Annotated in this window: 17 protein-coding genes; 10 read left to right on the top strand and 7 right to left on the bottom strand. The window is 42.1% G+C overall.

From position 1 onward, the window contains the following. Positions 1-275 precede the first annotated feature (275 nt). The 6 genes from CXF95_RS19850 to CXF95_RS30055 all read left to right on the top strand — a co-directional run bounded on the left by CXF95_RS19850 (position 276) and on the right by CXF95_RS30055 (position 5,681). Positions 276-698, top strand: coding sequence for a thermonuclease family protein (locus CXF95_RS19850; RefSeq protein WP_101200311.1), 423 nt, complete (start codon positions 276-278; stop codon positions 696-698). Between the two features lie 56 nt (positions 699-754). After that, complete coding sequence (locus tag CXF95_RS19845; RefSeq protein WP_101200310.1) at positions 755-1,765, top strand: carboxypeptidase regulatory-like domain-containing protein; 1,011 nt, start codon at positions 755-757, stop codon at positions 1,763-1,765. Then, positions 1,765-2,364: a hypothetical protein gene (locus CXF95_RS19840; RefSeq protein WP_101200309.1), complete on the top strand. Its 600-nt coding sequence runs from the start codon at positions 1,765-1,767 to the stop codon at positions 2,362-2,364. The genes CXF95_RS19845 and CXF95_RS19840 overlap by 1 nt, the downstream gene beginning before the upstream one ends. A gap of 405 nt (positions 2,365-2,769) precedes the next feature. Next, the gene (locus tag CXF95_RS19835) at positions 2,770-3,489 is read left to right on the top strand and encodes a reverse transcriptase domain-containing protein (RefSeq protein WP_101200308.1); all 720 of its coding nucleotides are present in this window, start codon (positions 2,770-2,772) and stop codon (positions 3,487-3,489) included. Between the two features lie 492 nt (positions 3,490-3,981). Next, a complete protein-coding gene (gene ltrA, locus CXF95_RS19830; protein WP_232787564.1) occupies positions 3,982-5,223 on the top strand; it encodes a group II intron reverse transcriptase/maturase in 1,242 nt (413 codons plus the stop codon). A gap of 14 nt (positions 5,224-5,237) precedes the next feature. Beyond that, complete coding sequence (locus CXF95_RS30055) at positions 5,238-5,681, top strand: hypothetical protein (protein ID WP_198556647.1); 444 nt, start codon at positions 5,238-5,240, stop codon at positions 5,679-5,681. Here the strand turns inward: CXF95_RS30055 and CXF95_RS19820 are convergent. Then, positions 5,620-6,129, bottom strand: coding sequence for a PEP-CTERM sorting domain-containing protein (locus CXF95_RS19820; RefSeq protein WP_101200307.1), 510 nt, complete (start codon positions 6,127-6,129; stop codon positions 5,620-5,622). The two genes, CXF95_RS30055 and CXF95_RS19820, sit on opposite strands and share 62 nt — an antisense overlap. A gap of 969 nt (positions 6,130-7,098) precedes the next feature. On the opposite strand from CXF95_RS19820, the gene CXF95_RS19815 reads away from it, so the two are divergent. The 4 genes from CXF95_RS19815 to CXF95_RS19800 all read left to right on the top strand — a co-directional run bounded on the left by CXF95_RS19815 (position 7,099) and on the right by CXF95_RS19800 (position 9,817). Further along, positions 7,099-7,506 (top strand): hypothetical protein, encoded by a 408-nt coding sequence (locus CXF95_RS19815; RefSeq protein WP_101200306.1) that lies wholly within the window; start codon positions 7,099-7,101, stop codon positions 7,504-7,506. A 279-nt stretch (positions 7,507-7,785) separates the two neighbouring features. Then, positions 7,786-8,370, top strand: coding sequence for a hypothetical protein (locus CXF95_RS19810; protein WP_101200305.1), 585 nt, complete (start codon positions 7,786-7,788; stop codon positions 8,368-8,370). Positions 8,371-8,460: 90 nt separating this feature from the next. Beyond that, complete coding sequence (locus CXF95_RS19805) at positions 8,461-9,003, top strand: hypothetical protein (RefSeq protein WP_101200304.1); 543 nt, start codon at positions 8,461-8,463, stop codon at positions 9,001-9,003. Between the two features lie 49 nt (positions 9,004-9,052). Then, the gene (locus CXF95_RS19800) at positions 9,053-9,817 is read left to right on the top strand and encodes a hypothetical protein (protein WP_101200303.1); all 765 of its coding nucleotides are present in this window, start codon (positions 9,053-9,055) and stop codon (positions 9,815-9,817) included. Between the two features lie 1,081 nt (positions 9,818-10,898). Here the strand turns inward: CXF95_RS19800 and CXF95_RS30050 are convergent. The 6 genes from CXF95_RS30050 to CXF95_RS19770 form a co-directional block, all read right to left on the bottom strand. Then, complete coding sequence (locus CXF95_RS30050; protein WP_198556646.1) at positions 10,899-11,228, bottom strand: HGGxSTG domain-containing protein; 330 nt, start codon at positions 11,226-11,228, stop codon at positions 10,899-10,901. Between the two features lie 73 nt (positions 11,229-11,301). Beyond that, complete coding sequence (locus tag CXF95_RS19790) at positions 11,302-11,955, bottom strand: hypothetical protein (RefSeq protein WP_198556645.1); 654 nt, start codon at positions 11,953-11,955, stop codon at positions 11,302-11,304. A 238-nt stretch (positions 11,956-12,193) separates the two neighbouring features. Further along, positions 12,194-12,436: a hypothetical protein gene (locus CXF95_RS19785; RefSeq protein ID WP_101200301.1), complete on the bottom strand. Its 243-nt coding sequence runs from the start codon at positions 12,434-12,436 to the stop codon at positions 12,194-12,196. Continuing rightward, the gene (locus CXF95_RS19780) at positions 12,433-12,678 is read right to left on the bottom strand and encodes a hypothetical protein (protein ID WP_101200300.1); all 246 of its coding nucleotides are present in this window, start codon (positions 12,676-12,678) and stop codon (positions 12,433-12,435) included. Before CXF95_RS19780 ends, CXF95_RS19785 begins: the two co-directional genes overlap by 4 nt. Then, positions 12,675-12,989: a helix-turn-helix domain-containing protein gene (locus tag CXF95_RS19775; protein ID WP_101200299.1), complete on the bottom strand. Its 315-nt coding sequence runs from the start codon at positions 12,987-12,989 to the stop codon at positions 12,675-12,677. Before CXF95_RS19775 ends, CXF95_RS19780 begins: the two co-directional genes overlap by 4 nt. A 10-nt stretch (positions 12,990-12,999) precedes the next feature. Next, the gene (locus CXF95_RS19770) at positions 13,000-13,278 is read right to left on the bottom strand and encodes an AlpA family transcriptional regulator (protein ID WP_101200298.1); all 279 of its coding nucleotides are present in this window, start codon (positions 13,276-13,278) and stop codon (positions 13,000-13,002) included. Positions 13,279-13,330 lie beyond the last annotated feature (52 nt).

Raw genomic sequence — 13,330 nt, 5'->3', positions numbered from 1 at the left:
GTTTATTACGTCAGATGTAGTTATACACATAAAGATAATAAGTGCTAAGACAACTCACGTAATGCCGGTAAATTCAATCGTTTACGTTCTGAGTATGGGAATCGATAGATTGATATCTAGTCCGGCAACTAGGGTAGACCTAGTGCTAATATAATTCTTGTTAATGGTCGGGTGAATGTATAAATTTCGATGGTCAAGGACACATATACTTGCGCCAAATATCCTCACGATATTGCCTGAGGACAGTCTATTATCATTAAAGCAAGGAGGCCAATATGGAGGTCGCTGAAGCAAAAGCTGCAATAAAAGATGCAGTAGGAAGCTATCGAAATAAATTTTCACCTCATTCAATCAAACCCTATGACTACTGGGGAAAGGTAGAGCGTATTGTTGACGCTGATACCATAGACCTGACTGTATCACTTGGATTTGACCTAAGCCTTAGTAAACGCTTTCGCCTGATTGCCGTGGATGCACCCGAAACTTTTAGTGTTAGACATGATTCAGACGAATATGCTTTAGGCGTTGCCGCTCGAAAATTTGTTGAAAAATTTATAAAAGTGGGAGACTGGGTGGAGGTCGAAGTTTATTGTGGTTTAAATGAGAAATATGGTCGCGAACTTTGTCAATTATTCATTAATGGTATATCTCTTAATGAGCAATTACTCATTCACGATCATGCAAAAATTTACGGATAACAATAGTATTTTTTCATATTAATTATGACAAGAAAAAGGAGAGGGAGAGAGTGAAAATGTATGCGAAACACTCACTACGGGAGATTGAAGGCATAGGCCTGATAACGGCTGATAAGTTGCAGGCCATAGGGCTTTTTTGGGCAGAAGATTTATTATCACTTCCACTACGTAGTTTGAAAATTCGGTTACGAAACTTTCCAGAACTTAATCGACGAGTACTACTAAAATTTTGTCGCCAGGCAGAACTGTTACAAGTGGTGGATAGTGGCCAATTTGCGGAAGGGCTTTATTCTGCAGGAATTAGAAATTTGGCGAAACTCTATTCGCTTAAACCACAAACGGTGGTGAATGCAATCGATGAGTCTATTGCAAAAGGTTTGTTGAAGACACCTATTGATGAAGCTACAGCAACAGAATGGCAGAAGTTAGCCATTCAATATGATTACACTGGCATAGTTCAGGGTTTATTATTGTCCGAAGATGGACAACCTATAAAGCAGGGGACGATTTATTGTAAAGCGGGACGGGCTATCACTGCCAACGATGGTACTTTCTGGTTGCCAGGTGTGCGTTATGGAGCCGCTCGCATTTTGATTGAAGCAGTGGGGTTTAAGCAATTCACTGCCAATCTGAAATTAAGTAATTTAAAAAAGAGTCGCTACCGTTTTACACTAATACCAGGCACAGATGTCGTGGAAGAAATTGACGAAAATTCTGGGCAATCCATACGACGTTTCGACATCAATGATCGGATTGTCCAGGAAAGAAAGGAGCTGTGGGAAATTCCTGAAGCGACGTTACTTCATTTGTCCCATCGTTATGTTGATGGCGACGTAAAGCTCAGTACAGTCCATCGAATAAAAAAAGGTAATGTCATTACGATTTCCACAGTTCGATTGCTCGGAGAAGCCGTGTCAGTAGATGATGAAAATACCACGGTTTATCAACTGCAAGGGGGCACTCTCGTCAAACGATCAAAATCACTTAGCGACTATCGTTTGGGTGTTCGTTACGCGGGGCTGTTAGATGCTGGTTACAAACTTGATGATATTTTGGAGATTCAATAATGGACAGTCCTTGGTCAGCACGATACATATATTATTTTGATGGTTCCGATGGCTGTACAGAATGTCAGGCTTTGACAGGTGCTTATGACAATGAACCTTCCCGTCTGCATGAAGGGAAATGTGATTGCGCTATTTATGAAGCCGTAGTCTGGGGATTTCAAAGTATTATCTACAAGAATAAAATAGAATCTGAGGACGCGACCTATGAGATGCCTATGGAAGCAGTAGCTGAATATGTGAATAATTCTTCCAATCAAGTGGAGCATACATTTTCCATCAGCGAAATGATTGAAGGGGAAATTAGTGTCTCGGCTGAAATAGAAGAAATATTCGGCGTTTCGGGCAAGTTCAAAGGCTCCGAAACGGTTTCTGAATCGGTAAAAGTAACGCTTGATCCAGAAGAAGGAGTATCCATAGATGTCGTTGGTCTGTTGAAAACGGTAACTTTCTCCGCGGATAAATACGCTGTATATGAGCCGCTTATTAACGTTGGGGCTGGTGACGCTGATATACCGAGTGCATTAGAAGTCTTTCTGGAAAAACTCGAAGATGAAATTGACGCAGTAGATGGTCACCGAATAGTAACCAATGATATATAGTATTAAGGCAACATAGAGGTATTTAATAAAAAGGATGCTGTATAACTCCATATATTAGATAGAAAACTCGCTATGACCGCAGTTGGCACAAACTTCCTAGTCAAGCCTCAGTTTGTGACCTTACAATGTGATTCGTTTTAGTGAACGGCAAAAATGAGCGATCAGGAGTCGTTCAGGCAATCTGTATACCTTTAGACTTTTTGATGTTATCGGTTGGTATCCTAATGGCAGGTGTTCCGACAAAGCCGACATACAAACGAAGAATTATATTGCTGCATTTTGCTGCTAAAACCCTTCAACATCAACTTCCTCTATCCGTCGGCCATGTGCCAATACCGGTCATTCAGCTTTTCTAAAAATAATCCAAGCTTGCTCCCTTAGCAGTCATTCAGCTATGCTTAAGCCATGCTAGATACCCAACATGTGTTCACCGAAGCCACTCTCGATACCGCTTATTCATGGCTGTGTAAGCAGCGGCGTAATTTTCCCGCCAATGCCGATATCTGGCATCTGCGCTTTCATTGGCACACAATTCATAGTGAATTGCTGCAAACACTCCACAAGCAAGATTACACCTTCTTGCCACTGAGCGTGGTCACCAAAGCCGATGGTGAAACCCTTCACTTGTGGTCATCACAAGATGCGCTGGTATTAAAGATGTTAGCCATGGCCTTACCGGAGGCATTAGCATTATCCTCACTGTGTACTCATATCAAAGGCCATGGGGGACTAAAAGCCACCGTGAATGACCTACGCTGGATGCAGAACTGGGCTTTGCCTGATTATCGCTACGTGATGAAAACCGATGTGAAGGGCTATTATGAGTCGATTGACCATACGATATTGCTCAAGCAACTGGATAAAGACATCACCGACCCGTTTATCTGGCGCTTGTTAGTGCAATTTGTGAAACGTAGCGTTGAAAGAGGCGGTACGTTTAAATCCATACACTGCGGTATATCGCGAGGCTGCCCCTTATCACCGGTAATCGCCGCCTATTACTTAAAAGCCTTAGATGAGCAGATGGCAGGTGACACCCGCTATTTTTATCGCAGGTACATGGATGACGGTGTGCCACGAAGGCGCAAAGAAGGACATTGTCCTTCATGCAGCTATGCTGCATAAAAGATGAGGGTTTGGCCCCTCGAAGCCGCCATGCAGGTGGAGGCTTCAAACCACCGTAAGCTGCGTCGGTAAAGAGCCGGGGTGGTGAGCGTTACGGAAAAGGCAAGGCTCGATCTTGTCAGGTGAGTTTCAAGGAGACGAATGCAAATGAACCATTATTGAAGTGTCGAAAATGTAGGGACGAGTGTCAAAACCGAGGGGTCGTCGTTACCTCGGGATAAGTCTAGCGGAAACCTGATTATTGGCTAGGCGGCCTCCGGCATGAAGATGGCGTGAACTTGAAACAGGCTTTTATGTGGAACGTGGGAACCTGTCGCCCTGATGATAAGGGAGAAACACAAGTGGTAGCCCCATAAGTGTGAGAGTACCGATGCAGGGCACAGGGGCGGAGCGACCCGTAGTAGTGATGAAGCTTTTGTAATGAAAGTGGAGCGAAGGGGAAGCATCGATCAGCTTGAACTAAAGAAAACAACCGGAAACGGGAGGATTGGATTGAAACAAGCAAAGCCGTTTACTATTTCCAAACGACAAGTTTGGGAGGCATACAAACGGGTCAAGGCCAACAAAGGCGCTGCCGGAGTTGATCGCCAGACGATCGAAAAGTTTAATGGGGATTTGAAGAATAATCTTTATAAGCTCTGGAATCGTCTGTCGTCAGGCAGCTACTTTCCATCCGCCGTCATGCGGGTTGAAATACCCAAGGATGATGGACAGATGAGGCCTTTAGGGATCCCTACAGTGACTGACCGCATTGCGCAGATGGTAGCCAAACAATTAATAGAGCCTGAGTTGGAACAGCATTTTCATTCAGACTCTTATGGTTACCGTCCAAAGAAATCGGCACATGATGCAGTGGGGCAAGCACGTAAGCGCTGCTGGAAAAGTGACTGGGTACTGGATCTTGATATCAAAGGCTTTTTCGATAATATCGATCATGAGCTGATGATGAGAGCAGTGCAAAAGCATGTGAAAGAAAAGTGGGTACTATTGTATATAGAGCGGTGGTTAAAAGCCCCGATTGAAATGCAAGACGGCACACTGGAATTTCCGGAGAAAGGAACACCGCAAGGAGGCGTCGTTAGCCCCTTGTTGGCTAACCTTTTTCTCCATTATGCATTCGACCAATGGATGGTTCGGGAATTCCCGAATGTTCCCTTTGAGCGCTATGCTGATGATGCAGTTTGCCATTGCAAGAGCCAGTCTCAAGCGCAGCAATTGAAGCAAAAGCTGGAAGCCAGAATGAAACAAGTGGGTTTAGAGCTTCATCCTAAAAAGACGAAAGTTGTCTATTGTAAAGATGATGACAGGCGAGGGGATTATGCAGAAGTCAGTTTTGATTTTCTGGGTTATACCTTTCGCTCTCGCCGTTCAAAGAATCGGTGGGGGAAACACTTTATTAATTTCACTCCGGCAATCAGCAACAAGGCTGCAAAAGCAATCCGGCACAAATCACGTGATTGGAACTGGCCATTACGAAGCGACAAAGCACTGGAAGATCTTGCCCGAATGTTCAATCCGATCATTCAAGGTTGGATCAACTATTATGGACGTTACTACAAGTCAGCGTTATACCCGACCCTTAAATGCTTAGATCGTCGTCTCATTATGTGGGCGACGCGAAAGTATAAACGTTTACGCAATCATCGAAGACGAGCAGCGCAATGGTTAAATCGTATTGCGCATAAGCAACCTTGGTTGTTTGCTCACTGGCGATTGTTGTACGCGAAGGCTTGATTGATAAGAGCCGGATGAGCGGAGACGTTCACGTCCGGTTCTGTGAGAGCCTGAGGGGGCAGTTCCCTCGGGCTACTCGACTGATTGTATTGGCCAAAACCCGCTGGCACTTGCGCAAAGCGGTGAGAACCGTCAATCAACACTTTCATCAATTAAAAGTGGAGCAAGCGCCGGATAAAACCTTTATTGGGCGTATTGAAAAAGAATTTGATTTTTTGGGTTATCGATTTGGCCTGCCAGAATTGGGCTTAGCAGAGAAGACGATAACTAACGCGGTGAATAAAGTACGTCAGCTTTATGAGCAAAAGTTAGCGGCCCCCAAAAGAGCCGCTATGCTTGATGACTATATTACCCGCTGGTTACGATGGGTAAATGCAGGGCTAGATGACAAGCCGATTAATATTGTTTTCTGTATCGAGCAAATGACAAGCCCGCTAAACCCAGCAGCATCAATATAATCGAACTAGGTTCGGGTACTGTCACGCGATTAACAAACGTAGGTACTGGATAGGGTGCTATGAAAATAGTGGGGTCGTACGGTGACCTATAGCCCCATCGATTGGTCCATAAATCGAGGACTCCAACTAACGACGGTGAGTAGACCAAAAACTCGTTACGCGTGATCGCGCCGCCGACGACATCAAAATCATTAAATGCGGGGGCGTCCCAGATCGAACTGTCAAATATATTCCACTCCGGGCGCCCACCGTAAATCCCGGCAACGCTCGTAATCTTTAACCCGGTAGCGGCCTGCCCTGCTGTGTTGTCCACTAACCCTAATATTTCGCCAGTAACTGTACCGTTAGCAGAATTCCAAGAAAAATCAAATATCAACGTCGCATTTGCAGCTCCCATCCATCCTGTTAATGCTATTACTCCTAAAATCTTTGTAATCATCTTAAACATACCTATTTCCTTTTATATAATAAATCGAACCTTGTGTCGCGTGGTCATGAATATGCATTAACTGCGCCATTATAAATAAACCATTTTAATTCAATGGCTTATTATACACTTACAAAAACATGGGATTGAAATAGTAAAGAAACCTGACACATTCATATGGATGAAAAAAACGTAAAAACTGGGGTGTAGGGGATTTCCCATTTTAAAGGGCATAAGATGTGTAAAAATCCCCACCTCATCAATTTGGTTTAAATTGTAAGGTCGGTTGTGCCTGTCATTCTGGGTCCATGCCATCACTTGGTTTGATAAATAAGGCGGTGAAAGGGTGGCCTTTGATGGCATGTCAGTCATGATGTGGACTGCCCGGTATTTGCTCGGTTGAGTCAGATATCATTTTATTGTGAACGGCTGCGATGAGCCAATTTTTGACTTTTACCGAGGTACTCAATGACTTCTTTGGTCAATCGCTTACCATTCACGTTTATTCAGTCGTATGACCGCTTTTCGCTCTAAGAAGACATTAATTTTTTCAATTCGTTATGTCAATTAAGCGCACCAATAAGACCTAAATGACAAAAGAAAGGAACCACAACATGTAGTGGTTGGTCGGGCTAAGTGGATAGCCCTTATATAAAATCAGGTATAATGAAATTTAATGAATAATGCCTATTTCGCTTCGTATTGTGTAATTTTGCCTAGTCTTAATTTGTTTTTCTCAAAAATTCTAAGTCATTCATTTTATGATGGAAAATATTTTGCTCATAGTATTTAATAGGAAGCATAAAAAGTCGCGTTAAAGTCAGTTTTCTTTTTAGGTTTTCATGTTTTTGTAACTACAAAAGTAAAAAACATGTACTTAAATCAAATGGTAAGTAGTGATAACGGCGGCGATTAAATCAAACTGAGCAATTACATATACGAAATGCTCAATAATAAGTGTGATATGTTTTTCAATTAAGGAGTTCATAAATGGATCTTAAAGACTTTGTTTCAGAAACACTCGTTTCAATAATTAGCGGTGTTGCTGATGCACAAGAAAAATCAAAAGAGTTAGGTGCAAATGTTAACCCTTCAGGATTAATGAGAAATACATCTAATGTCGCTAGCAATGCTGTGTGGGATAATTCTAATAACAACTATGCGCAATCTGTTAATTTTGATATTGCGGTAACGGCTGAGGACACTGCAAAAGCAGGAGCTAAAGTTAAGGTTATCACTGGAATATTTGGGGCTAACGCAAATGCAGAGTCTGGTAATAAAAACAGTCTAGCTAGTCGTGTTCAATTTACTGTTCCTATTTTACTTCCACCACAAGATATAAAAAAGCCATCTGCAAGTAAAAGTACTGCTGGTAGCACTCGTTTAATTGGTCCTTAATTCGGTGCATAAACATATAGTAAACAAGTCATTCAAAAGGACAAAAAACAGTTGGCTGTTTTCACTCCGTTCAACATTTTAGCCAACAATTTTTTGCCTCTTAATGAGGCGTTGAGGCTGTAGAATAACTAATTCAGACAAAACCACTAAATTTTAGTGCGCCTGTAACGTACTGTAGACGATTGACTCGATATAGGTAATGCATTTGGCACCCTTATGTTAGGGGGGATTAATAAGAAACGAGTAATTCTACAGCCTCGTTATGCATAGAGATTGAGCATGGAAAGCAAAGATATATTTGAAAAATTAACTTCTTCAGAACCGAAACTGCTAACTGGTTTGCCAGACTCTTTCGGAATTTACGCGCTATGGGATCATGAAAAACAGATACGCTACATCGGCTGTACGCCAAAAGCCACTGAGGGCTTCCGAATTAGAGCTGGTAACAAGCATGTAACTGGAAGTGAAGGAAGAAGCCACAAACTTTCACAAGCTTATTGCACCGGAAGAATGTGGAGGTACTGTAAAAAACTAGACCCTGAGTCCGCATCAAATGATCAAAGCTCAGAAGATGCAACACTAGCAAAAAGGCTCAGAACACTCTTCATTAGAAAGTACTGTGGAATTACATTCGTTGAAATCCCAGAAAATGGAGTCCCTAACTATTTTAACTATCTTACTTCTCTCGAATCTCAAGTTCAGAATATGGCGCCAGCTAGCATGAGAGCGTGGGAAGGCTTAGGGTTTAAGCCATGTAGTGAACCTTCGATACTTGTTGATCAGCTAATTGATGAAAACCCTGATTTGCAGTCGGCTGCCGAAAGGCAGCAGGAAATATATAACGAGCACGTAAGAAATGCATAACAAGGCCAGCCAGAAGGACACAAAAACCGTCGTTTCGCTCTGGTTTTCGTGCCCCTGCTGGTGGCGTTATGCAAAAAAAGAGGAACAACGATGTTAACTTTTACCCAGAGGCTTTTTGGCAAAACTCCATCCAAAGAAACATCAGACCAGCGCAGTGAGCCGGACCATTACCTTTTGAGGGAAGTTGAGAAAAGCGATCTAATCCACAAAGATCAAATCGATTTTGTAATCCAGCATTTAAATAATGAAATCGATCTGAATAAAACGGGAAATAAACTCACGGCGGAAGAAAAAAAGGAGCTCGGGATAAACCCTCGTTTACAAATTACCCATGAGTTGCTTGCTGTGTTAAATGAAAATGCTCGTGCTCAATATGACCCGAAAAGCGTTTTGTCGTCTATTGTGATGAAAGCCAATTTTGCTCGATCTCATGACGAAAATATTCAAAATTACAGAAGCATGGGCCTCAAACAGTATGAGGTTGTTGGGTGCAAGGATGATCGAAACTGTACTTGGTGCAAGTCAATGGATGGGAAGAAACTATCGGTTAGTCAAAGTATCAATGAGCTGATAGAGGAAAATTGCAACTGTGATAGCCACTGTAGATTTGTTACGGTCGCGGTGCTTACCTGACGAGCGTCGCATAATACAACTTTTATGCAAATATAGGCATCAATTATAGATGACAACAGAAGACTGGGCCCGGCAAATCGTTGCCAAAGAATTAAGCACCCAAGTTGAAGTCCATGATAATGGATCCAAACCAGGAATGTACGATCTTCGAATTGGGCCAGTGAGCGATCCTGCATACGCTATTGAATGTGTTGGCTCTGTCGATCCAGTAGCAACCGTAACATGGAATATTGGCCCAGCAAAAGGGCCTATGAAAGTTTGTTCATCGAGGGATTGGCTTGTTTCAATCAAAAAATCAACGAGTATTAAATCGCTCAAGATTCATCTTTCAAAAGCAATCGTTAATTGTGAGAGTCTAGGTCTTACAGAATTTACACCAGTTGATTGGCAGCTAAAACGATTTAATTTAGAGCTTTTCAATAAGTTGGACGAATTGGGGATAACGTCCTTTCAAACATACAAAAAAGATGGAAGTGGTTATGCTTATTTAAGCATGGATGGTGGTGGCGGGCCGATAAATCAAAGTAGTGATGCTTTTATTGATTGGGTCGGCTCGTTTTTAAGTAGTAATAACAAGCTTGATGTTGTTGAGAAGCTTCGCAAATCCTGCGCCAAGGAAAAGCATGCTTTTATACCAATGCTACTCGGCGGTGCACCGTGGGAAGTTGAATCATACTTTCTTGGTAAAATGCCACTTCCGTGTAAAGAACCCAAGCTGCCTAAGCCCATTACAGGGGTTTGGGTTCTCTTAAACGGCAAAGGATTAAGGTACATGAATGGCGGGTGGCATGTTTTTAGCTACTCAGATGCATAACAAAGCCAGGCACGGCGACGGCTATTCCGTTGCGGCTTTTAGCCACCACTACAAAGCTGCGCTTGCTGGCAGCGTTATTGTCCGCTTTACCGTGATAGCTCCATCAAAAAATCAATATCCTCAATGACTTTAATTCGCTCTTAGCAGGCTAAACCACAATAAATCGCTACGTCCTTGGGTAAAGCAGACGGTCGGCTACGATTGGTCGAATGACCTCGCTCATAGGAGCCAGTCAGCTTTAAGTAGAACTAACCACTAACACATTTAGGCAAACTGTTAGTGTCCGCAAGGGGTTTGTTGAGTGATGCGATCAATGCCTGTAGCCATATCCTAATGTTACCCTTTTTTCTTCTGCGTGCCTTCTGACTAAGCCTTAAACACTAACATCGTACTAACAGCAAAATGATGTTTAAGTGAGCTAAATATGAAAGTAGTCAAATTCAACTGGAAAGCAGTCATATTCGACTAGGAAATAGTCAAACCCAACCCTTGACCTAATCTTAACTCTTTGGGTGATATTATAATGTTTAATTGATTTAGCCTTGTTGTGAGCTTATTGCTCTTCAAGGAACGGTCGGGTGGGTTTGAATGTCAACTTTGCTTGAGCTTTGTACCTTGCCGTAAAGTTGCCGTTTCATTTAGTTTGTAAGAGTATCTAATCTCGTTGTTATATCGTTGTTTACACCTCACCCTAATCTCGCCCTCTACATGGGCTTTGTCTAGTTAGTGTAATGTTATGGTTCACATGGGTTTGATGTTTATTTCTTGTTTCTTGAGCCAATAACAACCATTCCACTGCATGTAGTAATAGTTGAACTATCAGCTTTCATAATGCACATAAAGTCGTCGTTTAAATAGCCAGAGTCTGCAAGAGGAATTGCAGGGGAGCTGAGTTTGCTGTGGTTAGCTCGTTTAACTAATCGTCTAGCTACATGAAAAATGAAGCCAAGTATCAATAAGCTGATAACGATATAGTGAGTCTGGCTCATGAGTTAAACTACTATTAATGTTTAGGTTACATCGTATGACGCAACTATCAGAAACGACCGTTTTCAAGGTGCCTCAAATTTACTTTTCAATGTCAGGTTTTGTGAGGTCCACATGGGGTTTGTCGTCTTGAGTTCATTGAAACTCGTTTTTTACCCTCAGGTGTTACAGGACCAGTACTAGCGCCTCCATGATACTTACAGCGACCATTTGCCCAACTTGTACCGTCATTCTTGCAGGGATGGCCTGAGCGCGTTTTAGCTTCGCACTTCATGTCTCTGCAAAACTCAGGGTAGGGTAAACACTCTCTTGGTTGACCTCTATATCCGCCGGCCACCCATTCCTGAAAACGTTCAGTAGAATCTTTGTAATAAGCCTTTAACGCTTTGACTTGTTTGGCTCTTAATATTGGGTCTGTGGTCATGGTGTTTACCTTAATTTATGTTTAGGCCATTTTTTAAAACTATTCATAGTCAATTTTAATTATTCAATATTTGTTAACCTGCTGAATTATAATCTTGTAACCACTCATCATTAGACTGTTCCTCTGGTGCCTTCTTATTAGGTGTTAAAGGTACTACGTTACACGTCATTACTTGATTACTTAAAACGCGGTTTGAAGCACACGCACTTAAATCCCCCGCACTTTCAAACACACGCACTTCATTTGACACGCACTTTGGATCAGGTGTTAGGCCATTTGTGGCGTGACTTGTAGCGATATCCTTGTCACCGTTGCTTGTCACCAATCCTTGTCGCCATTCCTTGTCACCATTCCTTGTCGCCGTGTTGTCGCTGGCTTGTCGCTCGCTTGTCGCTGTGTTGTCACCAAACAACTGCTGTATTACTGCACTTGATAGCGATAAGGGTTGGATAGAGTTGTTGGCTAATTTGTCACCAGACCTTTTTTCAGCAACAAAATAAACATGCTGTAATTTACTCATGGACTTATGCCATTCTGAGAAACGTCTTGGGATATCGATGCCTGTTTTCATCCAAAAGTTATAAAATGCTGCACGGTCTCGAATGTGAAAATGTCTATCTGGTAATGAGTCGCCAGCTTTCTTTGACTTAGTTGCTCTCTGGTATTTTAATGTTGCGTTAAATACTGCATAGGCTTCTTCGCCTGTCAGTAAATCACTAAATTTCATCATTACACCAGGAGATCGCCCGCTGTTGTATATGCCTGTTTGGTAGTAAGAATAAGTGAAAATTGATTGATTTGATTGATGTGCTATTTCACACATTATTTTAGTTCTATTGGTGGCCAACCAAGCCCGAGGGACTGGCTGGCCGCTAAGAGGCGTGATGATTAGTTGCCCGTTGCATAAAGCTAAGTTATCGCCCTTCTTTAATAGGGCGTTTGTTAGGTTGTTAACCATTGTCAGATTACTCTATGCCGTTGACACAATCATTCACTATCCCAAGCTGTATAAAACTCTGAGCAATGATTTCTTGGCTGGCTATAAGGTCATCAGACAAATCAAACAAGATACTCATACAGCCGCGCAAGTCGTTATCAGAATGCGTAGATAGCCTGACAGCATTTACCATCATATTAGACAGACTATTAATTTGATTTAGCTGGCGCTTTTGGTGGTCTAGCATGGAAAGTACTTTTTGTGTTTTCATGCAGCCTCTCCAATTTTGATGGGTTTAGGTCTTTGACAATACAAAGGACAATTAGCACTAGGACAAGCTGCTACTTGTTGCCGCCAACTACCCACATCCGTCTTATCATAAATACAATCGTAACACTGAGCATTTATGGCTAATCTTAGCGACTTGGTATGTAACCTAGACCTTTGTGTTGGGGTAATGGTTTTAACGGCTATTCGGTCGCTTAAATCGGGCTTCACGCTATCAAAATTCATACTGCCACCTCAATGTCTTGATTATTAGCTGGTGGAACATATGATAGGTAATATCGGGCAATTCCTCGATGTAGCATCCCGTCAGGTGTTATTACATTTTCCTTGTTTGCTTTGATGTTATGGCCACGGTATTTTAGCTCTAAAGTTCTTGATGCAGGCGAGACAAAAACTAAGGCTCTTAACTCCAAAGTATTTAGTGATGGTGTGTTTTTAAAATGTGTTAGAATTTGATCACGTTGTGTTGAAGCACTCGTATCAGTATCTGTAAGTAAGGCACTATTCTTTTGAACGGGGGTAGTGTCGTCTTTCATATGTTTCTCATTATGCCGCTAAATGTTTGAACAAGTCATTTGCTGACTGTTCACGTAATTTGATTAGAGCTTTAACGATTTCTCGTAGTTCATCATCTGATTTGCCAGCGGCTCTGGCTGTAGTAACAGTTGTAATTTCATCCTCATAAACTGCAACAGCCCTTGCGCCAATACTAAAGAACGGAACCGTTAGTCCTTTGTTTATTTGTTCAAAATAGCTAGTGTTAGACAGTCCTGTTAAAGCTTTTATTTCTGGTTTGCGGATTACTTTTCTTGTTCGTAGATGCATGATACTTACCTCGTTTGTTTGTTAATGTTCGACGAGATTAATATATAACGCT

Source organism: Paraglaciecola sp. MB-3u-78 (assembly GCF_002835935.1).
GTDB lineage: Bacteria > Pseudomonadota > Gammaproteobacteria > Enterobacterales > Alteromonadaceae > Paraglaciecola.
Note: the sequence above shows the minus strand (reverse complement) of the source record. Positions and strands in the feature narration are given on the sequence as shown.